The organism is Stenotrophomonas sp. YJH_SMC_73 (assembly GCF_059370155.1).
Genome location: NZ_JCAFTJ010000001.1, coordinates 381,167 through 406,162, shown reverse-complemented (window position 1 = coordinate 406,162; position 24,996 = coordinate 381,167). Strand labels below are relative to the sequence as shown.

The following is a 24,996-nucleotide window of genomic DNA, read 5'->3' as shown; positions in this document are numbered from 1 at the left end:
ACCTGGATCAGCCCTTGGCCGGCAGTGCCTCGGGCAGCGCATCGACCGGCGGCGGCAGTTCGCTTTCGCGGCCATCCAGCGCCAGCTTCAGGCGGTTGCGGTCCAGCGCGCCTTCCCAGCGCGAGACCACCACGGTGGCCACGGCATTGCCGATGAAGTTGGTCAGCGAGCGGCATTCGCTCATGAAGCGGTCCACGCCCAGGATCAGCGCCATGCCGGCCACCGGCACTTCCGGCACGACGGCCAGGGTGGCGGCCAGGGTGATGAAGCCCGCGCCGGTGACGCCGGCCGCGCCCTTGGAGCTGAGCATGGCGACCAGCAGCAGGGCGATCTGGTGGCCCAGGGTCAGTTCGGTGTTGGTGGCCTGGGCGATGAACAGCGCCGCCAGGGTCATGTAGATGTTGGTGCCGTCCAGGTTGAACGAGTAGCCGGTCGGGACCACCAGGCCCACCACCGACTTGCTGCAGCCGGCGCGTTCCATCTTCTCCATCAGCGACGGCAGCGCCGACTCCGACGACGAGGTGCCGAGCACCAGCAGCAGTTCGGCCTTCAGGTAGCGCGCCAGCTTGAACACCGAGAAGCCGCACAGGCGGCAGACCACGCCGAGGATCACCGCCACGAACAGGAAGGCGGTGAGGTAGAACGAGCCCACCAGCCAGGCCAGGTTGATCAGCGAGCCGACGCCGTACTTGCCGATGGTGAAGGCGATCGCACCGAAGGCGCCGATCGGGGCGGCCTTCATCAGGATGTGCACCAGCTTGAACACCGGAGCGACCAGCGCCTCCAGGAAGTTCAGCACCGGCTTGCCCTTCTCCCCCACCATCGCCAGCGCGATGCCGAACAGCACGGCCACGAACAGCACCTGCAGGATGTTGCCGTCGACGAAGGCGCTGAGCAGCGTCTTCGGGATGATGTCCATCAGGAAGCCGACCAGGGTCAGGTCGTGCGACTTCTCGACGTAGCTGTGCACCGCGGTCTGGTCCAGCTCGGCCGGGTTGATGTTCATGCCGGCGCCGGGCTGCACCACGTGCGCCACGATCATGCCGACGATCAGCGCCAGCGTGGAGAAGAACAGGAAGTACGCCATCGCCTTGGCAAAGACCCGGCCCACCGTACGCAGGTGGGTCATGCTGGCGATGCCGGTGACGATGGTGAGGAAGATCACCGGCGCGATGATCATCTTCACCAGGTTGATGAAGGCATCACCGAGCGGCTTCATCTTCTCGCCGATCAACGGCTCGTAATGGCCGAGGATGGCGCCCAGGACGATCGCCACGATCACCTGGAAGTACAGCTGGCGATAGATCGGCAACGGCTTTGCAGGCACCGGTGCTGCGGTCGGGATGTGCATGGCGGACTCCGGAAGGGGCGTTTTCAGGCACGTACGGCCCCGGAGCTGCACGGGAACCGTTACCGTGGAAACTGATCGCAGGCCCTGTGCAGCACGCACAGGAGGTGCGACCAATGGACGCCTTTGTACGCGCCAGGCACGCCAGCGCAGATAACCTATTGGTACTAGCCTCCCGGTTCAGGTGGCACAGGTGCCTACACTGGCGCCGCACCGCCCGATCCTGGGGAGGCTGGTGGCCCGGGCTGAACGGCTGGGTGAGTCTTTGCGAAAGTTCCGGCCCTTGCGGCCGTTGATGTCCTGTCCACACGCAATCTGAGAGAGCCGCACCCAACATGCGCCCGAATCCCACCTTGCTGGCCCTGTCGCTGGCCGCCCTTCCCGCCTTCGCCTCGGCCGCCGATTTCGACAACTGGCCGACCAAGTACACCTTCGGTGATGGCACCGAGCTGGCGGCCACCGCCAACATCGCCTACGACTACAACGACTTCTCCTCGGCCAGTGGCCTCGAGGACGACGATGCCGTGCGCCGCAAGGAATTCGGCGCGACGCTGAAAAAGAAGGGCGTCTACGATGCGATGGTCTACTACGACTTCCAGGCCGATACCTGGCTGGACGTGTTCGTGCGCTTCGAGAGCAAGGCCTTCTTCGGCCGTGACGTCGGCCGCTTCCGCTTCGGCTACATGAAGACCCCGGTCGGCCTGGATGCGAACACCTCTTCGCGTGCCGGCAGCTTCCTGGAAACCTCGCTGCCGGTGCAGGCCTTCTACGAAGGCCGCCGCACCGGCGTGGAGTGGGTGCTGGAGCGCCCGCAGTACCTGCTGCAGGCCGGGGCCTATGGCGGCAAGGACCTGCAGGGCGACAACCCCGGCACCACCCAGGCGGTGCGTGCGGTGTGGACGCCGGTGAAGGCACCAGGCGATGTGATCCACCTGGGCCTGGCCTACTCGCAGGAAAACCCGCGTGGCTACAGCGATGGCCGCGACGTGCATCACGAGGCCAGCGCCCGCCTGCGCGCGCGCCCGGAAGCCGGCCTGACCGACATCCGCTACGTCGATTCCGGTGCGCTGGTCACTGCCGACCAGATCCGCCGCACCGGCCTGGAAGGCATCTGGATCCGGGGCCCGTTCTCGCTGCAGGCCGAAGCGCTGCGCGCTACGGTCACCCGTCATGACGGCAAGCCCGACTACACCGGCAGTGGCCAGTACGCGATGGCCAGCTGGGTGCTGACCGGCGAATCGCGCCCGTACAACGCCGGCGCGGTGGCCAACATCAAGCCGGCGCACAACTACGGCGCGGTCGAACTGCTGGCCCGATACAGCCGTCTCGACCTGGACGATGGCAGCATCCTCGGCGGCCGCCAGCACGACCTGACGCTGGGCGCGAACTGGTACCTGACCAGCCACTTCAAGTTCCAGGCCAACTACGTGAAGGTCGACGCCAGCCGTCGTGGCGTGCACAGCACGCCGGAGATCTTCGAACTGCGCGCGCAGATGCACTTCTGACCCCTTCCACGTCAGACCCCGGCGGGCGTGCACGCCACGCCCGCCGGCCCTGCGTAGACTGCCGCCATGTACTGGCTCAGCCGCCACCGGATGCTGTTGCTGACCCTGCTGGTGATGGTCGGCGGTACCGTGCTGTGCGCGGTCGCCGCCGGTCATTACGCCTGGCGGCGCGCGCTCGGCGAGGAAAGCAGCCAGGTGCAACGCCAGCTGCAGCTGTATGGCCAGGGCCTGCAACAGCGCATCGACCGCTTCGGCACCTTGCCGCAGGTGCTGGCACTTGACCCGGATCTGCTGCATGCACTGCGCGTGCCGCCCTCGCCCAGCGAACGGCAGCGGCTGAACCTCAAGCTGCAACGCGCCAACGAAGTCACCCGTGCCTCGACCCTGACCCTGGTCGGCCACGACGGTGTGGCGGTGGCGGCCAGCAACTGGGACCAGCCGACCACCAACGTCGGCGAGAACTACAGCTACCGCCCCTACTACCGCCAGGCGCTGGCGCAGGGCCGTGGCCGCTTCTACGGCATCGGCATGACCACCGGCGTGCCCGGCTATTACCTTTCGCAGGCCATCGAAGAAGACGGCAAGCGGCTGGGCGTGGTGGTGATCAAGGTCGAGTTGTCCGCGCTGGAACAGGAATGGCTGAGCAGCCCGGACGTGGTGCTGGCCAGCGACGACCACGACGTGGTGTTCCTGGCCAACCGGGACAGCTGGCGCTACCGGCTGCTGCGCCCGCTGGGAGCCGATGAGCGCCGCGAGATGCTGGACGCCCGCCAGTACGCCGACCGCGCATTGCAGCCCCTGCGCGCACGCACCGAAGACGTGCTGGCCGATGGCGGCCGCATGGTGCGCCTGCTGGATCCGGCGCTGCCGCAGCCGATGCTGTGGCAGAGCCTGCCGCTGCCCGCCGAAGGCTGGAACCTGCACCTGCTGCACGATGCCAGTGCCGCCACCGGCGCCGGCCGCGCCGCCGCACTCACCGGTGGCGCTGCATGGCTGGCGCTGGGCTTCCTGGTGCTGTTCGTGCAGCAGCGCCGGCGACTGGCCAAGCATCGCCTGCGCAGCCGCCGCGAGCTGGAAACCCTGCTCAAGCAGCATGCACAGGAACTGCGTACCGCGCAGGATGGCCTGCTGCAGGCCGCCACCGATGCCGACAGCGGCCTCAGCCGCAGCCTCGAACACCTGCCGCAGGGCGTGGTGGTGATCGACCGCGAGCTGCGCCTGGTCGCGTGGAATTCGCGCTATCTGGAACTGTTCCGCTTCCCGCAGGACCTGGTTCGCGTCGGCCGGCCGATCGAGGAACTGTTCCGCTTCAACGCACGCCGTGGCCTGCTTGGTCCGGGCCCGGTCGATGAAGCCATCGAGCGCCGCCTGAATCACCTGCGCAGCGGCCGCCCGCACATGCGCGAGAGCGAAAAAGACGATGGCACCGTGCTGGAAATCCGCGGCAACCCGCTGCCCGACGGCGGCTTCGTCACCAGCTATGCCGACATCACCAGCTACAAGAACGCCGCGCGCGAACTGCGCTCGCTGGCCGATGCGCTGGAACACCGCATCGCCGAGCGCACCCATGACCTGGAAGAAGCACGCCGCGAAGCCGAGCAGGCCAACCGCTACAAGACGCGATTCGTCGCCTCGGCCGTGCACGACCTGCTGCAGCCGCTCAACGCGGCGCGCATGTTCGTCTCGGTGCTGCGCGGCAAGCTGGGCGACCCGGCGCAGCAGCAGACTGCGGACCACATCGATGCTGCACTGGCCGCGCAGGATGCGATCCTCAACAGTCTGCTGGATATCGCGCGCCTGGAATCCGGCAGCCTGCCGACCCGAGTGCAGGCGTTCCGGCTCGGGCCTTTGCTGCAGACGCTGGCGCGCGAATTCGGCATCGCCGCACAGTCGCGTGGCCTGGTGGTCGACTGGGTCGATACCGATGCGGTAGTGGTCAGCGATGAAGCCCTGCTGCGCCGAATCCTGCAGAACTTCCTGTCCAACGCGCTGCGCTACAGCGAACGCGGCCGCGTGCTGCTCGGCTGCCGTCGCCGTGAAGGCATGCTGTGGATCGAGGTGCACGACCAGGGCCCCGGCATTCCCGACGCGTTGCAGGGCGAGATCTTCGAGGAGTTCCGCCGCCTGCACGACGGCCAGCAGCGCGGCGCCGGCCTTGGCCTGGCCATCGTCGATCGCATCGGCCGCCTGCTTGGGCATCCGATCCGGCTGCGCTCGCAGCTGGGCCAGGGCAGCGTGTTCGCGGTGGGCGTGCCGTTCGGCGAAGCCAGCGCGATTCCCGCTACTGCTCCTGTGCCGGTGCTGGTGCAGGAACCGGCGGCGGACAACCCGCTTCGCGGTCGCCGGGTGTGGGTGATCGACGACGATCCGCACGTGTGCGCGGCCAGCCGCGCGCTGCTGGAGCGCTGGGGCTGCGAGGTGGCGCTGGCCGATGGCCCACAGGCGGCGCTGCAGCTGGCAGCAACAGGCGCAGTACCGGAGCTGGTGCTGCTGGATGTGCGCATGGGCGATCACCATGGGCCGGTGCTGTACGAGACATTGGCCGAATTGTGGCAGGCCCGCCCGCCGGTAGTGCTGGTTACTGCCGAGCGCGATGCGGGATTGCGTGAGATGGCCGCCGAACGCGGCTGGGGGATGATGGCCAAGCCGGTGAAGCCGCCGGCGCTGCGGGCACTGATGAGTCAGTTGCTGATCCGCCATCGCGGGTAGTTTCCAGCCAACGGCGCAGCCCCTCGTGGGTGGTGTCTGGGTGGTCGCGGAAAGCAGAAGCCGCGGGTGGGCCGGTTTCGGTGGCCTGCACCCACGGAGAAGAAAATAAGATCAAAAGCGGGTCGCGCGCTGCGCTTGCTCGTGTAGAGCCGAGCCCATGCTCGGCTTCACGGACCGGCCAGAAAGCAGCCGAGCGTGGGCTCGGCTCTACAAAAAGCGGCCTGTCAGGCTGCCTTTGCTTTTGATCTTCTTTTCTCTTCCGTGGGTGGATGCGCACGGAACCTGTCCGTGGCCGGGCAGGTGGGCTGCGCAGGGGCGTGAGCCGCATGGATGCGGCGACCGAGCTTACATGGATGTACTTGCAGCGGCCCCTGTGCAGTCCACCTGCCCGGCCTCACCCATGAACTGCTCTACGTGTCCACCCACGAGGGGCTGCGCCGTTGGCTGGAAACTACAGCCCGATGCCGGCGTCGCCCTCGGGCTCCAGCGCCTTCACCAGCACCGCCGCCTGTGTGCGGCTGTGGCACTCGAGCTTCTTCAGGATGGCGGTGACGTGCACCTTCACCGTGTTCTCGGCCAGCCCCAGGGTGTAGGCGATCTGCTTGTTGAGCAGGCCATCGGCCAGGCAGAGCAGCACGCGGAACTGCTGCGGGGTCAGCTGGGCCAGGCGGCTGGCCAGTAGTGCATCGGCCTCGGAACGCTCGGCGGCCATCGCCGGGAACCACAGGCCGCCATCGAGTACTGCCTGCACGGCCTCCCCGATGGTCTCGGCCGGCGCGGACTTCGGGATGAAACCGGCGGCGCCGAACTGCTGGGCACGGCGGATCACCCGCGGATGGTCGTTGGAGGAAAGGATCACCACCGGGATGTCCGGATGCGAGCCGCGCACGTGCAGCAGCGCGGAAAAACCGTGCGCGCCGGGCATGGTCAGGTCGAGCAGCACCAGGTCCACGTCCGGCTGTGCGTCGAGCGCCTCGGCCAGCGCATCGGCACTGGCCACCTCGCGCACCTGCGCCAGCGGCAGGCTCTGCCGCAAGGACTGCACCACCGCCGAACGCAGCAGCGGGTGGTCGTCGGCGATCAGGATGGTGTATTCGCTCATGCCGCCATTGTACGGGCAGGCCGGAGCCTCAGCGCCCCGCCGGCTCGACGCTGCTGCGCCAGGCATCGAGGAACTGGCGGCGCTTGAGCGCATCCAGGTACACCAGCAGGCCCGGGCCGAGCTGGATCGGACGCCGGCTGCGGCCGGGCGCATCGTCGCCACGTGCGTTGCCGGTCACGATCGGCATCAGCCGCGCCTCGCGCGACAGCACCTGCTGGCCACGGGGCGACAGCAGGTAGTCGAGGAAGCGCCGCGCTTCTTCCGGGTGTGGGCCGGTACGCGGAATCACCGCGGTGCGCAGCACCACCAGCGTGTAGTCCTCAGGCTCGACGATGGCCAGTGGCGCGCCGGCATCCACCCGTGCCTGCGCGTAGGAACCAAGCACGTTGTAGACCAGCGACAGCTCGCCGCTGGCCACCTTGTCCAGCAGCACGCCGGTGCGCTCTTCGCGCACTACGTCGTTGTCGCCGAGCGCCCCCAGCAGCGCGCCGGCGATGCTGCCGCGCTGCGCATCCTGGGTTGCCAGCAGGTAGCCGACACTGCTGCGCTCGATGTCATAGGTGCCGACCCTGCCGCGCAGCGGTGCACCTTCGGCACGCAGCCGGTCCAGCAGCTGGCGGCGCGTGTGCGGCACCTTTGCCGAAGGCATTGCGCGGGTGTTGTAGACCATCACCACCGGCTCGTAGCTGATGCCGAAGGCCTCGTTGCGCCACTGCGCCCAGGCTGGCAGCGCAGCGGTCAGCGCCGAGCGATGTGGCAGCGCGTGGCCATCGTTGACCAGCTTGGTCTGCAGGTCCATGCCGCTGGAGATCAGCAGGTCCGGCGATGCCGGTCCACCGCAGTCGTGCAGGTAACGCGCGTACAGGTCCTGGGTGATGATGTCCTCGTACACCACCTCGGTGCCCGGGTGCAGCCGCTGGTAATCGGCAATCACCACCGCGAACACTTCGATGTCGGTAGTGCCGTGAATGCGCAGCTGCGCGGTGGCCGCCCCCTGTGCGGGAAAACGACGCACATCGCCGGGCGCGGCCAGCACCGGCAGGGCCAGCAGCAGGGCAACGGCCGTGGCAAACAGGCGGATCATGGACTGCTCCGTGGCAGGCGGATGGTGGCGATCAGCCCGCCCTGCGGGCGGTTGCTGAGGTCGATGCGGCCGCCGTGGCTGTCGACCACCCGCTTGACGATGGCCAGGCCCAGCCCGGCACCGCCGGATGGCGCGCCTTCGCCACGCGCGAAGCGCTCGAATACGCGTTCGGCATCGGCAGCCGCGATGCCTGCGCCATGGTCGGCGATGGTCAGCACGGCCTGCCCGCTTTCCACGGTCAGCGCGATCTGCAACGGGCCGTCGCCGCCGTACTTCAACGCGTTGTCGACCAGGTTCTTGATTGCCTCGCGCAGCAGCAGCGCGTCGCCATGCACCTGCACCGGCTCGGCAGTCATCGCCAGTTGCACGCGCGGTGCAGGGCTTGCCTGCGGCAGTGCTTCATGCAACGCCTGGTGCACGGTCTCGGCCAGATCCACCGCCGCAAAGCGTTGCAGGTGCGAACGATGGATCACGCTGGCATCGCTGAGCAGCTGGTTGAGCAGCCGGCTCATATGCGTGGCGTTGCGCTCGATCGCCTGCAGGCTGCGTCGCATGTCCTCCGGATCGTCATCATCCAGCGCCAACTGCGCCTGAGCTCGCAATGCCGCCAGTGGCGTGCGCATCTGGTGTGCGGCCTCGGCCATGAACGCGCGCAGTGTCTCGTTGCTGCTGGACAGGCGCTCCATGAAGCGGTTCAACGCGGCCACCATCTGGTCCATCTCGCGCGGCACGCGGGCATCGAGCGGCTTCAGGTCGGACGGCTCGCGGCGCGACAGCTCGCGCTCCACCCGCACCAGCGGCCGGAACGCACGATGCACGCCGAACGCCACCAGCGCCAGCAGCAGCCCGGACAACACACCGATCGCCAGCAATGCACGATTGACCATGTCCTGCGCAACGGCTTCGCGCGCGCGCCGGGTCTGGCCCACCTGCACCTGCACCTCGCCCTGTGCCGAGGCCGCGGCGAAACTGCGGCCGACCACCACGAAGCGCACGGTTTCGCCGCTGTAGGGGGCGTCGAACAGCTGCGGCTGGGTACCGGGCCTGCGCGGCGGTGTCGGCAGATCACCGTAGCCGGTGATCAGCGTGCCGCGGCTGTCGGCCACCCGGTAGAACACGCGGTCCTCCGGCGCCATCGCCAGCAGGTCCAGCGCCGCATAGGGCAGATCGACCTGCCACTGGCCGTCGACCAGGGCCACCGAATCGGCAATGGACAGCGCCGAGGACACCAGCAGGTGATCGTAGGATCGGTTGGCGGCGCGCTGGCCGTAATCGCGTGCGGCGAACAGCAGGGCCACCGCGAACACCGCCAGCAGCACGCCGAGGTAGAGCAGCAGCGTGCGCCGCAGCGAACCCGGCGCCGCAGTCGCAGCACGCGTGTCAGCCATCGGCGTCGGCATGGGTATCGCTGGCTTCCAGCAGGTAACCGACGCCACGCACCGTGGTGATGCGCAGCGGCGCGCCCGCCAGCTTCTTTCTCAGGCGACCAACGTACAACTCGATGGCATTCGGGCCCGCTTCGTCATCGAAACCAAACAGGCCGTTGCCGATCTCGTCCTTGCCGACCACCTGGCCAAGACGGCCGACCAGGATCTCCAGCAGGCGGTACTCGCGATTGGGCAGTTCGATCGGCTCCCCGTCGAGGCTGACCCGGTGCGCCGCGTTGTCGAACTGGAAGCCGCCAATCTGCACCACTTCGCTGGCCTGGCCGCGCGCACGCCGCAGCAGCACGCGGCAGCGCGCTTCGAACTCGCGGAAATCAAACGGCTTGCCCAGGTAGTCGTCGGCCCCCACATCCAGCGCCTGCACGCGATCTTCGATGCCGTCACGCGCGGTCAGCATCAGCACCGGCGTGCTGTCACCGCGCTCGCGCATGCCGGCCAGCACGCGCAGGCCATCGAGCTTGGGCAGGCCGATGTCCAGCACCACCAGGTCGAAGCTCTGGTAGCGCAGCACGCTGGCAGCGGCCAGGCCATCGGCCTGCCAGTCCACGGCGTGCCCGCTGCGGCGCATCCGGCGGATGATCGCATCGGCCAGATCCGGATTGTCTTCGACCAGCAGCAGGCGCATGGGCACTCGGGTGGGAGGGGAACCGAATGCTACCGCATGCCGCCGCTGGGCTCGCCGGGCGCGGCACGGCGAGCCCAGCCGCCTGTGCTTTTCGCTGCACCGCACAATCCGTTGACAGGACGATGACAGCTTGCCCGACCCAGACTGCGGCCGCGCACCGTCCGGTGCCCACGATTGCCGCGCGCCTGGCGCGCACCTGGGAGGGTTTGTGGAATTCACGTTTGCCTGGCGGCGTCCTGCCGCCATGATGGCGCTGGCTGTCCTGTCGGTGCCGGCCTTCGCCGCCGAAGACGACCGTCCGGTCACCGCCACCCTGGGGGGCCGCCTGCACCTGGACTTCGCCACCTTCGACAACGACAACCGCGGAACGCCGAACAAGGATGACACCGAGATCCGCCGCGCCTGGGTCGATGTGTCCGGCAAGTTCTTCGTGGTCGACTACAAGCTGGAAGCCGACTTCTCCGGCGACCGCGTCGAGGCCAAGGATGTCTACCTGGCCCGCAGCTTCGGCAAGGCGGGCAAGCTGACCGTGGGCCAGTTCAAGCAGTATTTCTCGCTGGATGACCGTACCAGCTCCAACTACGGCAGCTTCCTGGAGCGCGGCAACGCCGGCACCACGCTGGCGCCGCTGTACCGCCTGGGTGCGTCCTGGCAGGCCAACCCGGGCGACTTCACCTGGGCGGCCAGCCTCTACAGCCTGGAGAGCATCGACGCCTGGCAGGTGAAGGGTCGCGCGGCGGGTGGTCGCATCACCTGGGCGCCCTCGCCCAGCGACGGCGACGTGCTGCACCTGGGCCTGTCGCTGGCCCGCGAGGCGTACGACAACCCCGGCGCCAATGGCGTGCCCGGCCTGCGCATCCGTCCGCGCCCGGCCGGCCACCTGTCCGACGAGAGCCGCCTGACCCTGGTCGACTTCTCCGCCGGCCGCGATACCGACGTCAACAAGTGGTCGCTGGAATACGCGCAGGTGCGCGGCCCGCTGTCGTGGCAGGGCGAGTTCAGTGGCGCCACCTTCGATGACGGCGCCCAGCGCGGCGACGTGATGGCCGCCTACGGCATGCTCAGCTGGTTCGTCACCGGCGAAAGCCGCGCCTATGACCGCAAGACCGGACGCTTCGCGCGGGTGAAGGACATCCGCCACAAGGCCGGTGCATTCGAAGTGGCGCTGCGCTACGACCAGATGTGGGGCGCGCAGCACCTTGATGGCGCGCCGGACCTGCGCCGCGGCAGCACCGAAGCCTGGACGCTGGGCGGCAACTGGTACCTGCGCGACAACCTGCGCTTCATGCTCAACGTGATCGAAAGCCGCAACCGCGACCGCCTGGCCGGGGTCACGGTGGACCGCACCCGCGCGGTCACCGGCCGCCTGCAGTACGACTTCTAGGCCTGACATTCCGGGCGCGCGGCGCCCGGCCCCTTCCACTCCCCACGTCCTGTTTTCGCAAGGAGTCCGCAGATGATGCTGAGCATCCTCGGCTTTGGCATGGTCATTACGTTCATGTACTTGATCATGAGCAAGCGCCTGTCGCCGCTCGTCGCCCTGATCACCATTCCCATCCTGTTCGCGCTGATCGGTGGCTTCGGTGCCGGCATCGACGAGATGATGCTGGAGGGCATCAAGAAGATCGCGCCGACCGGCGTGATGCTGATGTTCGCCATCCTCTACTTCGGGGTGATGATCGATGCCGGCCTGTTCGATCCGCTGGTGCGGGTGATTCTGCGCTTCGTCAAGGGCGATCCGATGAAGATCGTGCTTGGCACCGCCGTGCTGGCGATGCTGATCTCGCTCGATGGCGACGGTTCGACCACCTACATGATCACCGTCTCGGCGATGCTGCCGCTGTACCAGCGGCTGGGCATGAACGCGCTGAACATGACCTGCGTGACCATCCTCGCCGGCGGCGTGATGAACCTGACCCCGTGGGGCGGCCCGACCGCACGCGCGGCCACTGCGCTGCACGTGGACCCGGCCGATGTGTTCGTGCCGCTGATCCCGTCGATGGTGATCGCCTGTGCCGGCGTGCTGCTGCTGGCCTGGTACCTGGGCTTGAAGGAACGCCGTCGCCTCGGCGTGGTGACCCTGCCCAAGGGCGGCAGCTGGATGGACAACAGCGTATCGGACGACAGCAATCCGCTGCCGACCGTGGAAGACGCCGAGGACATCAAGCGGCCGAAGCTGCTGTGGGTGAACCTGGCCCTGACCGTGGCGCTGATGACCGCGCTGATCATCGGCGTGCTGCCGATGCCGGTGCTGTTCATGGTCGGCTTCGCCATCGCCCTGGTGATCAACTACCCCAACCTGGCCGAGCAGCGCCGCCGCGTGGTCAACCACGCCGGCAACGTGCTGTCGGTGGTGTCGCTGATCTTCGCCGCAGGCATCTTCACCGGCATCCTCAACAACACCGGCATGGTCGAAGCGATGTCGCACAGCTTCCTGGCGGTCATTCCGGAGTCGTGGGGCCCGTACCTGGCGGTGATCACCGCGGTGGCGTCGATGCCATTCACCTTCTTCATGTCCAACGACGCGTTCTACTTCGGCGTGCTGCCGATCCTGTCCGAGGCCGCCGGCAACTACGGCATCACTCCGGTGGAAATGGCGCGCGCCTCGCTGGCTGGCCAGCCGGTGCACCTGCTCAGCCCGCTGGTGCCGTCCACCTACCTGCTGGTGGGCCTGGCCAAGGTCGAATTCGCCGACCACCAGAAGTTCACCCTGAAGTGGGCCATCGCCATCTCGATGCTGCTGATGATCGGCAGCCTGCTGTTCGGCCTGTATCCCCTCGCCGCCTGACCCTTTGCCAAGGAGCCTTCTGCAATGACGCTTCGAATCGCTTACGTCACCAGTGGAATGGGCAGTGTCGGCACTGCCATCTGCCAGAGCCTGGCCCGCAGCGGCCACACCGTGGTTGCCGGCTGCGCGCCGAACTCGCCGCGCAAGGCCAACTGGCTGCGCGAGCAGCGCGAACAGGGCTTCGACTTCATCGCCTCCGAAGGCAACGCGACCGACTGGGCCTCGACCAGCGCCGCGTTCGCCAAGGTCCGCGCCGAAGTGGGTGAGGTCGATGTACTGGTCAACAACTCCGGCGGCAGCCGCGACCTGCTGTTCCGGCAGATGACGGTGGAGGACTGGAACGCGGTGATCGCTTCCAACCTCAACGCGCTGTTCAACCTGACCAAGCAGGTGGTCGACGGCATGGCCACGCGGGGCTGGGGCCGCATCATCAACATCGGCTCGGTCAGCGCCCACAAGGGCCAGATCGGCCAGGTGAACTACGCCACCGCCAAGGCCGCGATGCATGGCTTCAGCCGTGCGCTGGCCGCCGAAGTGGCTTCGCGCGGCGTCACCGTCAACACGCTGTCGCCGGGCTACATCGCCAGCCAGGCGATCAGCAGCTTCCCGCCGGATGTACTGGACCGGCTGGCGGCCTCGGTGCCGGTGCGCCGCCTGGGTCGCCCCGAGGAAGTGGCCGGCCTGTGCGCCTGGCTGGCCTCGGATGAAGCCTCGTACGTGACCGGCGCCGACTATCCGGTCAACGGTGGCCTGTACATGGGGTAAGCCAGTCTCCACGCTGCGCGTGGACCGCCTCCCCCACGGAGTGCGCGGGGCCGGTGAACCTTTGCTTGCGAAGGGAATCCGGCCCCTTTTTCATCCGGCTGCGGGACCTGCGCGGGTGCCCGGCACCATTCGTTGGTTTTCCGTAAAGAAGGTTTCATGTTCCGTTCGCATAGTGGCCCTGCACCGCGCACGCGTGCCGGTGATCACCCCCCATGCAACGGACCACCATGCAGACCCGACACCTGACGATCGCCGTAGCGATCGTGCTCTCCGCCGCCGCCAGCGCCCATGCCGCCACCACCGCCGATACCGGCGCCAGCACCGATGCCGCGCTGAGCGCGCAGACGCTGGATACCGTCTCCGTGATCGGCCAGGGCGAGACCCGCCAGGTGCAGCGCATCACTGCCGTGGACAAGCAGGTGCTGCCGCCGGGCACCAGTGGCCAGAAGATCCTCGACCGCCTGCCGGGCGTGTCGGTGCAGTCCAACGATGCCTTTGGCGCCAACGAGGAATCGCAGACCATCAGCCTGCGCGGCTTCGACAAGAGCCGCCTGGGCTACACGCTGGACGGCATCCCGCTGGGCGACAACAGCTACGGCAATTACAACGGCCTGAGCATCGCCCGCGCGATCATCGCCGAGAACCTGGCCGGCGCCGAACTGTCGCAGGGCATTGGTTCGCTGGGCGTGGCCTCGACCAGCAACCTGGGCGGCACCATCCAGTATTTCTCGATGGATCCGTCCACCGAATTCGGTGGCCGCGCCAGCGTCACCGTCGGCGACAACAACCAGCGCCGCGGCTACCTGCGCGTGGACACCGGCGACCTCAACGGCTTCTCGGCCTATGTGTCCGGCGTGCACCAGGACCAGGACATGTGGGCCGCGCCGTACCAGAACCAGACCACCCGCCAGTTCAATGCCAAGGCAGTGTGGAACGTTGGCGACCACCGTTTCGGTGCGTTCGTGGCGACCTCGCGCGCCAGCCAGGCCAACTATGCCTACCTGTCCAAGGACATGCTGGCACGCGGACTGGGATATGACTGGAACATCTACGCGCCGGACTGGGATCGCGCCGTCGCCGCCGCGTACTGCGCGCCTGGCACCTACAACAAGGCGCGCTGCAAGTTCAGCGGCGGCGTCAACAGCATCGACGATGCGTACTATCAGAGCCGTGCGCTGCGCGACGACAACCTGTACTCGGTCGATGCCGACCTGCGCCTGGGCGAGCAGGGCCGCCTGAAGCTGCTGGCCTACCACCACGACAACCGTGGCCAGGGCCACTGGTGGGCACCGGGCCAGCCGTCCTACCCGGGTACCGACAGGATGCTGCCGATCTCGATCCGCAGCACCAACTACACGATCAACCGCGATGGCCTGACCGCCGCGCTGTCGTGGACGGTGGGCATCCACGAGCTGGAAGCCGGCCTGTGGTACGAGCAGAACGACCATAACGTGTCGCGCAACTTCTACTACATCAGCGGCCCGTTCCTGGACGATCTGTACCTGAAGAACCCCGACCGCCTGCTGTTCAACCAGGACTTCGACATCCGCACGCGCCAGTTCTACGTGCAGGACCGCATGCGCTTCCTGGACCAGCGCCTGACCGTAGACGTGGGCATCAAGAGTCCCAACACCCGCATGCGCGCCACCGCGCAGCCCGGCGTTGAAACCCGCATTGCGTCGGGCACGCTGACCGCCAAGGAATCGGTGCTGCCGCAGGTAGGCCTGGGCTTCAAGCTCAACGCCAACAACGAGCTGTTCGCCTCCTACGCCGAGAACATCGCCGCCTTCGTCGGCGGTGGCAGCGGCGGCCCGCTGCAGGTGTCGCCGGAATCGTTCGCGGCCAGCGCCGGGCTGGAGCCGGAGAAGTCCAAGAGCCTGGAAGCCGGCTTCCGCACTTTCGGTGAGAAGTACCAGGCCTCGATCGCTGCATACAACGTCAAGTTCGACAACCGCCTGCTGTCGCTGAACCCGTGTTCGAGCATCGAAGTCGGCACGCGCCCGGAGTGCGTGACGCGCTTCATCAACGTCGGTTCGGTGAAGAGCCATGGCGCGGAACTGACTTTCATCCTCAAGCCGATTGATGGCCTGCAGTGGTACAACGCGCTGTCCTGGAACAAGACCACCTACGAGGATGACTACACCTCGGGCGGGGCGATCGTTCCGGTGGCCGGCAAGATCACGGTGGATACGCCGCAGCGCATGGCCTCCAGCGAGATCAGCTGGAACCGCGACGGCTTCTTCGCCAGCCTGCGTGCGAAGTACACCGGCAAGCGCTACTACACCTACACCAACGACCAGTCGGTGCCGGGCGTGACCACCTTCGACGCCGGTGCGGGCTACGATTTCGGCCCGGGCCTGGGCCTGCGCAACGTGCGGGTGTCGTTGAACGCGACCAACCTGACCAACAAGCGCTACGCCGGCCAGCTGAGTTCGTTCGCACCGACCGATCCGAAGGGCACGCGCTATGCGATCCATGCGAGTGCGCCGCGGCAGCTGTTCATGACGGTGGCGGCGGAGTTCTAGGTCAGAAGCGGGCGCTGCGGCGCATTGAGTGTTCCTGCATGGCGCAGGTAGGCAATTCCCAGCGCCGGCGCGGAGGCAATGGAAAGCAAGAGCAAAAGCAAAGAGCCGGGCATTGCCCGGCGCTTTGCTTTTCAAACTTCTCAAACGCAATCCCTCTGGTGGACCTGCTGCCGCGCCCGCAGGAAATTGTCTGGAGGAGGCGGGGCACCCTGGTCAGGACCGTTGGCGCCATGGGCCCGAGGCATGCCTCGGGCGGGTTGGGCAGGACGCGCAACCCCGGTCTTGCCGTGTGCGCAGGACAGCGCACACGAGCAAGGCGCCATCGAGCACCATGGAGGGGCTTTTGCGTGTCCTGACCAGGGTGCCCCGCCTCCTCCCAGCCGATAGCAGGCAGGCGCAGGAGGATCCGCCAACGCATTTCATTCCGGCGCCAGCTGGTCCATCCGTATCCGGTTGGCGAACAGCGAGAACGCCAGCATGCCGGCCAGGCCGTTCGCCCGGCTCACCCAATGCGGCAGCCAGCGCGGCGGCTTCAGCACCCCCGCCTCGAACAGCGGCGCGAACGCGATCGCATCGGCCAGGCTCATCTTGCCGGCGAACAACCAGCGGCAGACCTGCAGGCGGTCCTCGGCCAGCATGTGCCGGAAGAAGGTATGCACCGATACCAGGCCGCGCAGGTACACCGTGTCCTTGGTGAAGGCCAGGCCGCCACTCGGCGGCACGCCACGGAACACGCGCTGGGCCGAGGCGAAACTCTCTTCCGCGTTCTGCCCGGCATCGCAGAAATAGCGGAACACTTCGATGAAATCAGCGCCTTCGCGTGCCATCGCAATCGCTTCGGTACGCAGGCTGATGCGTTTCAGGCGCTCGATGTCGATGCTGCCGGTGATCTGCTCGGCGAAGGTCGCCAACCCTTCCTGGGTCGCCGTTACCCGTGGCGAGGACAACGCCAGGCTCGGCAGTACCGGCTGGCCGCGGCCATTCAATGCGGTCAGCGAATGCACCAGCGCTTCGTGGTGGAACAACTGCGCGCGGTCGTAGGCGCTGAAGCGCGCGCTGGTGCGCAGGCGGATGCGGGTCGGGCCGGCGGCGGCCTTGGACACCAGCTCCGGATCCAGCTGCACCTGGATGATGCGCGATTCGAAGAACGCATCCAGATCATTCTGCAGCTGCAGCTGCAGGGCGATGGCCGAGACCGGCACCTGCTCTTCCGGCGCCAGCAGTTCGTGGTCCAGTTCGGCGGCAATCTGGATGAAGTGGCGCGCCGCGTCGCGCGTGCTCGGGCCATTGCCCGGCAGCGGCTGCTCGGGGGCGCCGAACAGCTGCACCGAACAGGTATCAACGGCGGCGGTGCCCAGCCCTTCCAGCAGCTGCGCGGCCAGGTCCCAGCTCTGCGCTGACTGCTGCACGTAGTGGCCGAGTGGATGGCTGTCGTCGCAGTCGGCAGCGATCGCGGCCAGCGCGCGACGTTCTTCGCTGAAGTCCAGCCGTGGGTAATCCACCTTCGGCAGCACCGGCTGGCCACGCGCCACGCTGTCCAGGAACGGTGCCTGCAGCGTGGCCGGCCAGCTGGTCAGGCCCAGCAGGCGGATGCCTCCCACGGCCTCGACCAGGCGCGCATCGAGCGCTGCATGGTGGGCCACGTCACGGTCCAGCGTCGCAGTCGGTTCCATGCGCGGACTATAACGCCCTGCCGTGCCCGGCGCGGTGCGCCGCCGCCCGAGCATTGGCTCGGGCGCTACATGAAATGACTCCACCGCGGACCAGCTGTAGAGCCGAGCCCATGCTCGGCTGCCTTGTTACCGCCTACGCGGCTTGCCTGCCGGGCGGAACTGCTGGCCCTTGCCCTTCCTGCCGCCGCGCTCCTGCGCGGTCTCGGCCTGGCGTACCGCCAGTTTGGCGGCAGCGGCAGCCACTTCTTCCTTCAGCTTGAAGTAGTTCAGCAGCCGGCTCTCTTCGATCTCGCCCGCCTCGATCGCCGCACGCACCGCACAACCTGGTTCCTGCTGGTGCTTGCAGTCGTTGAAACGGCACTGTGCGGCCAGCGCCTCGATGTCGGCGAAGCCACCTTCGGACAGCGTCTCTTCGCCGGTCGGCTTCAGCTCGCGCATGCCCGGGGTGTCGATCAGGCAGGCGCCCGTCGGCAACGGCATCAGCGCGCGGTGGGTGGTGGTATGGCGGCCACGCGAATCGTTGGCGCGCACCGCGTTGGTCTTCATCCGCTGCTCGCCAAGCAGGGTGTTGGTCAACGTGGATTTGCCGGCACCGGAGGAACCGACCAGCACCACCGTGCGGCCCGGGCCCAGCCACGGTTGCAGCACCGCCACACTGTCGGCATCCAGGCCGTTGATCGCATGCAGCGCGATGCCCTGCATCTCCAGCTCTTCCAGCACCGCCAGCGCATCCTCGCTGTACTTGGTCTGGTCGGCCTTGGTCAGCACCACCACCGGTTCTGCACCACCACCGCCGACCAGCAGCAGGTAGCGCTCGATGCGGCGCGGATTGAAGTCGGCATCCAGGCCGCAGACGATGAACACCGTGTCGATGTTGGCCGCGATCACCTGCTGGTGGTAGTGCTCGCCGGCGGCGCCACGCTTGATCGCGGTGCGGCGTGGCAGCAGCGCGACAATGCGGATGCCGTCCAGCAGCACCCAGTCGCCCACTGCAGGCCGCTCGTGGCTGGGGAAGCGCGGGCGCTGCCATTCCGGCAGCGATTCGGCCTTGATCGACGCATCCGGGCCATCGGCCACCACGTAGTGGGTGCGGTGCTGTTCGATCACCCGCGCCGGGCGGGCCTGCGGATGTGCGGCCATCGCGGCCTGCCAGTCGGCCTGCTGCGCCGGGCCCGGCCAGGGCCAGCCAATGGTCTGCAGGGCGATGAAATCGGGGGTCTGGGTCATCGCCGCCATTCTACCCGTGCCGATGCCCTGCCAGCCCAGCAATGACGGGCCCGGCGCCCCTGCCATGCATTGCAGCAATTCCGGTAGGATGGAAGCCCCATGCCTTTTGACGGCCCAGCTCCCATGTCCACCAACTCGCCCAAGCCCCTGGCCATCCGCGAGCGCCTTTCCGAAGTGCGCTACGAAATCCGCGGAGAACTGGCGCGGCGAGCCCGGGAGCTGGAGGCGCAGGGCCGCAAGCTGATCAAGCTCAACATCGGCAACCCGGGCAACTTCGGTTTCCGCGCGCCCGAGCACCTGCAGCGCGCGATCGCCGATGACATGGGCCGCACCGACCCGTACACCCACCAGCAGGGCCTGCCGGTCGCACGCGAAGCCATCGCGGCGTACTACGCCCGCCGTGGCGCACCGGATGCGCACCCCGACCGTGTGTTCGTCGGCAACGGCGTCAGCGAACTGATCGACCTGTCGCTGCGCGCATTGCTCAACCCGGGCGACGAAGTGCTGGTGCCCTCACCCGACTACCCGCTGTGGTCGGCCTCGACCATCCTCAACGATGGCCGCCCGGTGTACTACCGCTGCGCCGCCGAGAACGGCTTCCAGCCGGACCCGAGCGAGATCGAGACGCTGGTGTCCTCGCGCACCCGCGCCATCGTGCTGATCAACCCGAACAACCCCAGCGGCGCCAGCTACCCGCGTGAACTGCTCGAGCGCGTGGTCGAGATCGCGCGCCGCCACAACCTGCTGCTGCTGGTCGATGAGATCTACGACCAGATCCTGTACGACGATGCGGTATTCCAGCCGGTCGCGCCGCTGGCCGGCGACCACCCGTGCCTGACCTTCAGTGGCCTGAGCAAGGTGCACCGTGCCTGCGGCTGGCGCGTGGGCTGGGCCCACCTCAGCGGCGACGACGCGCGCCTGGGCGACTTCCGCGCTGCGCTGGACCTGCTCGGCGCGCTGCGCCTGTGCGCCAACGTGCCGGGCCAGTACGCCATCGAGGCCGCAGTGAACGGCCCGGACACCATCTCCGAACTGTGCACCCCGGGCGGCCGCCTGTATGAAACCCGCCGCGCGGTGATCGAAGCCTGCGAAGCCAGTGAGCACCTGTCGCTGGTCGCGCCGGCCGGTGCGCTGTACGCGTTCCCGGCCGTGGTCGGTGCCGCCGCCAAGGGCTTCGACGACCACAACTTCGCGCTGGATCTGATGAACAATGAAGGCGTGCTGGTGGTACCGGGTTCCAGCTTCAACGTGCCCTACCGCCATCATTTCCGCGTGACCCTGCTGCCGGAAGCCTCGGTGATGCGCGATGTGTTCGCCCGCATCGACCGCGTGCTGGCCCGCCGTGCCGAGGACGCGACCAAGGTCGTACCGCTGAAGCCACGCCGTTCGGTGGCCTGAGCCGTGGCGCTGTCCTACCTGGCGCTGGGCGACTCGTACACCATCGGTGAAGCGGTTGCGGTCGAAGGCCGCTGGCCGTACCAGCTCGCCGCCGCCCTGCGTGCGCAGGATGTGGCGCTGGCCGACCCGCAGACCATCGCCACCACCGGCTGGACCACCGACGAGCTGGACGCCGGCATCGATGCGGCCGCGCCGCAGGGCCCGTTCGATTTCGTCAGCCTGCTGATCGGCGTCAACAACCAGTACCGCGGCCGGCCGCTGGACGAGTACCGCGTACAGTTCCACGCCCTGCTGCAGCGGGCGATCGGCTTTGCCGGTGGCCGCCCCGGGCGTGTGCTGGTGCTGTCCTTCCCCGACTGGGGCGCGACGCCGTTCGGTATCGGCAGCGGCCGTGACCTGGCCGCGATCGAGATCGAGACCGACGAATTCAACGCGGCCGCTGAAGTGATCTGCACCCAGCAGGGCGTGGCCTTCGTCGACATCACCGACATCAGCCGTGACCACGGTGGCGACCCGGCGATGATCGCCGACGACGGCCTGCACCCTTCAGCACGGATGTACGCGCTGTGGAGCGCGCGCGCGCTGCCGGTCGCCTCCCACCTGCTCGGCGGAACGGACTGACCCGATGGATGGCACGCCACGGAACGGCCAGCCCCTGCCCTGCACACCCTTGAGCGCCGCGCAGGCCCGCGCGATCGCCGAGGCATTCCGCCCCGCACACGCCTGGGCCAGCCGCCGCGACTACTACTACACCCGCAGCAAGCTGGGCAGCGACCCGCTGTATGACGGCGTGCTGCAGCACCTGCCTGGCGACGGGCAACCCGTGCTGGACCTGGGCTGCGGGCTGGGCCTGTTCGCCCACGTGCTGCGCCAGCGCGGTGGCTGCCAGCCCTACCGGGGCGTGGACGTGGATGCCGGCAAGATCGCCCGTGCCCAGCGTGCCGCCACCGGCCTGCCCGCTGTGCGCTTCGACTGTCTGGACGTGCAGGCGCCGCTGCCGGCGCAGGCCGGGCATGTGCTGCTGCTGGATGTGCTGCAGTACCTGGACGCGGGCCCACAGCAGGCACTGCTGCGTGAGGCCAGTATGCGGGTCGCTCCCGGCGGCCGCCTGCTGCTGCGCACGCCACTGGCCACCGGCGATGGCCGCGACCGCACCACGCGGGTGGCGGACCGGCTGGCCTGGCTGGTCGGCTGGATGGGCACGCGGCCGCGCCACTACCCCGACCCGCAGGTGCTGCAGGCGACACTGGCCGAGGCCGGATTGAAAGTGACGGCCCCGCGCCCCCTGCACGGGCGCACGCCGTTCAACAGCTGGTTGCTGGTGGCCGAACGCCCCGCGTTGTAGCGCCGAGTGCAGCATGTGCCGGCGCTACGCTACAGGATGATCGCCAACCCTTGTAGCGCCGAGCCCATGCTCGGCTGCTCCACACCACCAGGGCCCGGCGTTACGGAACCGGCAGCCGCGCCTTCAGCCCCCGCTCGTCCAGCGCCTGCAGCACGCGTTCGATGATCGCCAGGTTGTGGCCGTGGGCGGCCCCCTCATGCAGCAGCACGATGGCGCCCGGGCGCAGGTCCGGCAGCAGCCGCGACAGCACGCCCTCCGGCGTGCAGCCGACACCGTCGTAGCCACGGGCGCTCCAGCCCACGCGCACCAGTCCCAGCGCCTTCAGCACCGGCGCCACGAACGGATTGGTCATGCCCACCACCGAACGGTACCAGCGCACCGGGCGGCCGCTTACCGCCTGCAGCGCATGCTGGCATCCCTCGATCTCGGCACGCATCGCTGCCGGGCCCAGCCGCCAGAAGCGCGCCTGCGGATGGCTGTGGCTGTGGTTGCCCAGGTCGTGGCCGCGGCGCAGGATCTCCTGCACCAGGTCCGGCTGTGCCAGCGCACGCTCGCCCACCAGGAAGAAGGTGGCGCGGGCCTGGTAGCGGTCCAGCAGGTCGAGCACCGCACGGGTCTCCGGGCCGGGACCGTCATCGATGGTCAACCAGACGCTGTTTCCGGCCTCTCCCATCCGGCTCAGCACCGGCGCGTAGAAGCGGCTGTTGGGCAGGAATACCGGCACCAGGAACAGTGCGTGGCTGGCCACCATCACGGGCAGCCCCCAGTGCCAGCCGGCCAAGGCCCAGACCAGGATCACGGCCAGCTGCGACGCCACCAGCCAGGGCAGCCAGCGCCAGGGCCGGGTCGGGATGCGATGCAATGTTCCTGCGTTGCTCATCCCCCATGATGCCATGAGGGGTAGAATTGATGATTCGAATTCCCGGAACCCCGACGTCCATGTCCCTCGATCCCGCCCTGCGTTCGCGCATCGAATCCATCCTCAACGCCAACCGCGTCGTGCTGTTCATGAAGGGCCAGCCGTCGATGCCGCAGTGCGGTTTCTCGGCCAAGGCCGTGGGCGCCCTGCAGGACCTCGGCGTCGAGTTCGCCCACGTCAACGTGCTGGCCGACCAGGAAATCCGTGAAGGCATCAAGGCCTATGGCGACTGGCCGACCATTCCGCAGCTGTACATCGACGGCGAACTGGTCGGCGGCAGCGACATCGTGCTGCAGATGGCTGCCAGCGGCGAGCTGAGCAGCGTGCTGGGCCTGGCCGCGCCGGACCGTACCCCGCCGAGCATCACCGTCACCCCGGCGGCCGTGGAAATGCTCAAGGGCGCGCTGGCCGATGCCCCGGGCGCTGCTCTGCAGCTGTCCATCGACGCCGGTTTCCAGCCGAACTTCCAGCTGGCCCCGCACGACGAAGGTGCCATCGCCGCCGAGTCCAACGGCCTGCGCGTGCAGTTCGACCTGGCCAGCGCCCGTCGCGCCAACGGCATCACCATCGACTGGGTGGACGACATCCGCGGCAAGGGCCTGGCCATCGACAACCCGAATGCGCCCAAGCCGGTGCAGGAAATCAGCGTGCGCGATGCCGACGACCTGGTGCGTGCCGGCAACATCACCCTGGTGGACGTGCGCCCGGCCGACGAGCGTGAAATCGCCGCCGTGGGCGTGCCGTTCAAGACCTTCGACGGCAACGGCCGCGCCGCGCTGGAAGCCCTGCCCAAGGACACCGCGCTGGCCTTCATGTGCCACCACGGTGGCCGCAGCGCGCAGGCCGCCGAGCAGTTCCGCGCCTTGGGCTTCACCAAGGTGTTCAACGTCACCGGCGGCATCAACGCCTGGTCGGAAGACGTCGACAACGGCGTGCCGAAGTACTGATTGAAGGCCCGGGGTCAGAGCCCTTTCCTGCGGAAAGGCGATCTGACCCCTAAAAAGGGGACGGAGGGGATTAAGTCGTTTGTGGCAAAAACGACTTAATTCCCTCCGTCCCCTTTTTCTTAGCCGGCGAAACCGCCTTCGGCCAGGTAGTCCAGTTCTTCCGGTGAGGGAATGCGACCCAGCACGGCGTTGCGGTGCGGGAAGCGACCGAAGCGGCGGATGATGTCGCGGTGCAGCTCGGCGTACTGCAGGTATTCCTTGTCGCCCAGCACGTCGAACATCGCCACCGAGCGGTCCTGGTCCAGCGGATCCTCGGAGTGCTCGAACGGCAGGTAGATGAAGGCGCGCAGCTTGGGCACCAGCTGCAGGTCCAGGCCTTCCTCGATGGCGCGCATGGCGTAGTGCCGGGCCAGGCCATCGGTGGCGTAGGAATGGGCGCTACCGCGGAAGCAGTTGCGCGGGAACTGGTCCAGCAGCAGCATCAGCGCCAGTGCGCCCTCGGCACTGCCCAGCCAGTGTTCGCGCGCGCGCGAGGCGGCTGCGAAATGCTCATCCAGGAACAACTGGCGGAACTGCGCGTCGAACGCATCATTGCGGGCGAACCACTTCGCAGGGCCCGCCTCTTTCCAGAATTCCACCACGTGCGCGGCAACGTCCATCACCTACTCCCCAGGGCCGGCGCGCCGCGCCAGGCCATCATCATCATTCGTCGAAGCGCAGGTGGCGGACCGACTTGCCGTTGCGCCGGATAAGCTTAAGCGCCTCGATACCGATCTGGATATGGTTTTCCACGAACTGGGAGCTGACCTTGGCATCGGAGGCCTCGGTCTTGACCCCATCGGGGATCATCGGCTGGTCCGACACCAACAGCAGTGCGCCGCTGGGAATGTGGTTGGCGAAGCCAGCGGCGAACACGGTGGCGGTTTCCATGTCGATGGCCATGCAGCGCATCGCCCGCAGCCGCTCCTTGAACGCCTCGTCGTGCTCCCAGACCCGGCGGTTGGTGGTGTAGACGGTACCGGTCCAGTAGTCGTGGCCGAGATCACGGATCATGGTCGAGACCGCACGCTGCAGCGCGAACGCCGGCAAGGCCGGCACTTCCGGCGGCAGGTAGTCGCCCGAAGTGCCCTCACCGCGGATCGCTGCGATCGGCAGCACCAGGTCACCCAGCTGGTTCTTGCGCTTCAGGCCACCGCACTTGCCCAGGAACAGCACCGCCTTGGGCATCACCGCCGACAGCAGGTCCATGATGATCGCGGCATTGGGGCTGCCCATGCCGAAGTTGATCATGGTGATGCCATCGATGGTGGCGCTGGCCATCGGCCGGTCCAGGCCGATGACCGGGGCGCCGGTCAGCGCGGAGAAGGTGTGCAGGTAGCCGCCGAAATTGGTCAGCAGGATATGCTGGCCGAACTGGTCCAGCGGAACGCCGGTATAACGCGGCAGCCAGTTGTCGACGATTTCCTGTTTGCTCTTCATGCCCGGTCCGGTTCTGCAGGGGCGCCATTGTAGGCAACGCTGCGCCTGCCCTGCCACACAAAGAGAAGGGGCGGCCCAACGGCCGCCCCTCCTGGTTTCCCTGCGGGAGCCC

20 protein-coding genes are annotated in these 24,996 nt (G+C 67.8%); 10 read left to right on the top strand and 10 right to left on the bottom strand.

Annotation, left to right across the window (positions count from 1 at the left end; all coding sequences use genetic code 11):
• Window positions 1-7 precede the first annotated feature (7 nt).
• Window positions 8-1,351, bottom strand: a complete 1,344-nt coding sequence (locus AC5P8R_RS01850; RefSeq protein ID WP_014648357.1) for a dicarboxylate/amino acid:cation symporter — start codon at window positions 1,349-1,351, stop codon at window positions 8-10.
• A 332-nt stretch (window positions 1,352-1,683) separates the two neighbouring features.
• On the opposite strand from AC5P8R_RS01850, the gene AC5P8R_RS01845 reads away from it, so the two are divergent.
• Window positions 1,684-2,853: an OprO/OprP family phosphate-selective porin gene (locus AC5P8R_RS01845; protein WP_032959491.1), complete on the top strand. Its 1,170-nt coding sequence runs from the start codon at window positions 1,684-1,686 to the stop codon at window positions 2,851-2,853.
• A 66-nt stretch (window positions 2,854-2,919) separates the two neighbouring features.
• The gene (locus tag AC5P8R_RS01840; RefSeq protein ID WP_014648359.1) at window positions 2,920-5,562 is read left to right on the top strand and encodes a hybrid sensor histidine kinase/response regulator; all 2,643 of its coding nucleotides are present in this window, start codon (window positions 2,920-2,922) and stop codon (window positions 5,560-5,562) included.
• A 451-nt stretch (window positions 5,563-6,013) separates the two neighbouring features.
• Here the strand turns inward: AC5P8R_RS01840 and AC5P8R_RS01835 are convergent, their stop codons facing one another.
• Genes AC5P8R_RS01835 through AC5P8R_RS01820 form a run of 4 tightly spaced genes read right to left on the bottom strand, consistent with a single transcriptional unit; the run spans window position 6,014 to window position 9,818 of the window.
• Entirely contained in the window at window positions 6,014-6,664 is a 651-nt protein-coding gene (locus AC5P8R_RS01835; protein WP_014648360.1) for a response regulator, read from the bottom strand.
• 28 nt (window positions 6,665-6,692) lie between these two features.
• Window positions 6,693-7,748 (bottom strand): ABC transporter substrate-binding protein, encoded by a 1,056-nt coding sequence (locus AC5P8R_RS01830; protein WP_495222943.1) that lies wholly within the window; start codon window positions 7,746-7,748, stop codon window positions 6,693-6,695.
• Window positions 7,745-9,136 (bottom strand): sensor histidine kinase, encoded by a 1,392-nt coding sequence (locus tag AC5P8R_RS01825; protein WP_014648362.1) that lies wholly within the window; start codon window positions 9,134-9,136, stop codon window positions 7,745-7,747. The genes AC5P8R_RS01830 and AC5P8R_RS01825 overlap by 4 nt, the downstream gene beginning before the upstream one ends.
• On the bottom strand, window positions 9,129-9,818 hold the full coding sequence (locus tag AC5P8R_RS01820) for a response regulator transcription factor (protein WP_005419188.1): 690 nt from the start codon (window positions 9,816-9,818) through the stop codon (window positions 9,129-9,131). The genes AC5P8R_RS01825 and AC5P8R_RS01820 overlap by 8 nt, the downstream gene beginning before the upstream one ends.
• A gap of 244 nt (window positions 9,819-10,062) precedes the next feature.
• On the opposite strand from AC5P8R_RS01820, the gene AC5P8R_RS01815 reads away from it, so the two are divergent.
• The 4 genes from AC5P8R_RS01815 to AC5P8R_RS01800 all read left to right on the top strand — a co-directional run bounded on the left by AC5P8R_RS01815 (window position 10,063) and on the right by AC5P8R_RS01800 (window position 15,896).
• Window positions 10,063-11,202 carry an OprO/OprP family phosphate-selective porin gene (locus AC5P8R_RS01815; protein WP_053496099.1) on the top strand — a complete coding sequence of 380 codons (1,140 nt, stop codon included), beginning with the start codon at window positions 10,063-10,065 and terminating at the stop codon, window positions 11,200-11,202.
• A 75-nt stretch (window positions 11,203-11,277) separates the two neighbouring features.
• Window positions 11,278-12,606, top strand: a complete 1,329-nt coding sequence (locus AC5P8R_RS01810) for a CitMHS family transporter (protein ID WP_005419191.1) — start codon at window positions 11,278-11,280, stop codon at window positions 12,604-12,606.
• Between the two features lie 24 nt (window positions 12,607-12,630).
• Window positions 12,631-13,371 (top strand): acetoacetyl-CoA reductase, encoded by a 741-nt coding sequence (phbB, locus tag AC5P8R_RS01805; RefSeq protein ID WP_005419193.1) that lies wholly within the window; start codon window positions 12,631-12,633, stop codon window positions 13,369-13,371.
• Between the two features lie 227 nt (window positions 13,372-13,598).
• Entirely contained in the window at window positions 13,599-15,896 is a 2,298-nt protein-coding gene (locus AC5P8R_RS01800; RefSeq protein ID WP_169412036.1) for a TonB-dependent receptor, read from the top strand.
• Window positions 15,897-16,315: 419 nt separating this feature from the next.
• Here AC5P8R_RS01800 and AC5P8R_RS01795 read toward each other — a convergent pair whose 3' ends face one another.
• Both AC5P8R_RS01795 and rsgA read right to left on the bottom strand, forming a co-directional pair.
• On the bottom strand, window positions 16,316-17,569 hold the full coding sequence (locus AC5P8R_RS01795; RefSeq protein WP_014648365.1) for a flavohemoglobin expression-modulating QEGLA motif protein: 1,254 nt from the start codon (window positions 17,567-17,569) through the stop codon (window positions 16,316-16,318).
• Window positions 17,570-17,695: 126 nt separating this feature from the next.
• Complete coding sequence (gene rsgA, locus AC5P8R_RS01790) at window positions 17,696-18,805, bottom strand: ribosome small subunit-dependent GTPase A (protein WP_041863803.1); 1,110 nt, start codon at window positions 18,803-18,805, stop codon at window positions 17,696-17,698.
• Window positions 18,806-18,919: 114 nt separating this feature from the next.
• Between rsgA and AC5P8R_RS01785 the strand changes: the two genes are divergently transcribed.
• The 3 genes from AC5P8R_RS01785 to AC5P8R_RS01775 are packed head-to-tail and all read left to right on the top strand — an operon-like array spanning window position 18,920 to window position 21,539.
• The gene (locus AC5P8R_RS01785; protein ID WP_046432453.1) at window positions 18,920-20,194 is read left to right on the top strand and encodes a pyridoxal phosphate-dependent aminotransferase; all 1,275 of its coding nucleotides are present in this window, start codon (window positions 18,920-18,922) and stop codon (window positions 20,192-20,194) included.
• Between the two features lie 3 nt (window positions 20,195-20,197).
• Window positions 20,198-20,815, top strand: a complete 618-nt coding sequence (locus tag AC5P8R_RS01780; RefSeq protein ID WP_014648368.1) for an SGNH/GDSL hydrolase family protein — start codon at window positions 20,198-20,200, stop codon at window positions 20,813-20,815.
• Between the two features lie 4 nt (window positions 20,816-20,819).
• Complete coding sequence (locus tag AC5P8R_RS01775) at window positions 20,820-21,539, top strand: class I SAM-dependent methyltransferase (RefSeq protein ID WP_478406095.1); 720 nt, start codon at window positions 20,820-20,822, stop codon at window positions 21,537-21,539.
• Between the two features lie 100 nt (window positions 21,540-21,639).
• Here AC5P8R_RS01775 and AC5P8R_RS01770 read toward each other — a convergent pair whose 3' ends face one another.
• Complete coding sequence (locus AC5P8R_RS01770) at window positions 21,640-22,419, bottom strand: polysaccharide deacetylase family protein (protein WP_049440647.1); 780 nt, start codon at window positions 22,417-22,419, stop codon at window positions 21,640-21,642.
• Window positions 22,420-22,478: 59 nt separating this feature from the next.
• On the opposite strand from AC5P8R_RS01770, the gene grxD reads away from it, so the two are divergent.
• Window positions 22,479-23,405: a Grx4 family monothiol glutaredoxin gene (gene grxD, locus AC5P8R_RS01765; RefSeq protein WP_032956577.1), complete on the top strand. Its 927-nt coding sequence runs from the start codon at window positions 22,479-22,481 to the stop codon at window positions 23,403-23,405.
• 119 nt (window positions 23,406-23,524) lie between these two features.
• Here grxD and AC5P8R_RS01760 read toward each other — a convergent pair whose 3' ends face one another.
• Together AC5P8R_RS01760 and AC5P8R_RS01755 are read right to left on the bottom strand one after the other, a co-directional pair.
• Window positions 23,525-24,064 (bottom strand): DUF924 family protein, encoded by a 540-nt coding sequence (locus AC5P8R_RS01760; protein ID WP_495222942.1) that lies wholly within the window; start codon window positions 24,062-24,064, stop codon window positions 23,525-23,527.
• A gap of 43 nt (window positions 24,065-24,107) precedes the next feature.
• Complete coding sequence (locus AC5P8R_RS01755) at window positions 24,108-24,884, bottom strand: AMP nucleosidase (protein ID WP_005419211.1); 777 nt, start codon at window positions 24,882-24,884, stop codon at window positions 24,108-24,110.
• Between the last annotated feature and the right edge of the window lie 112 nt (window positions 24,885-24,996).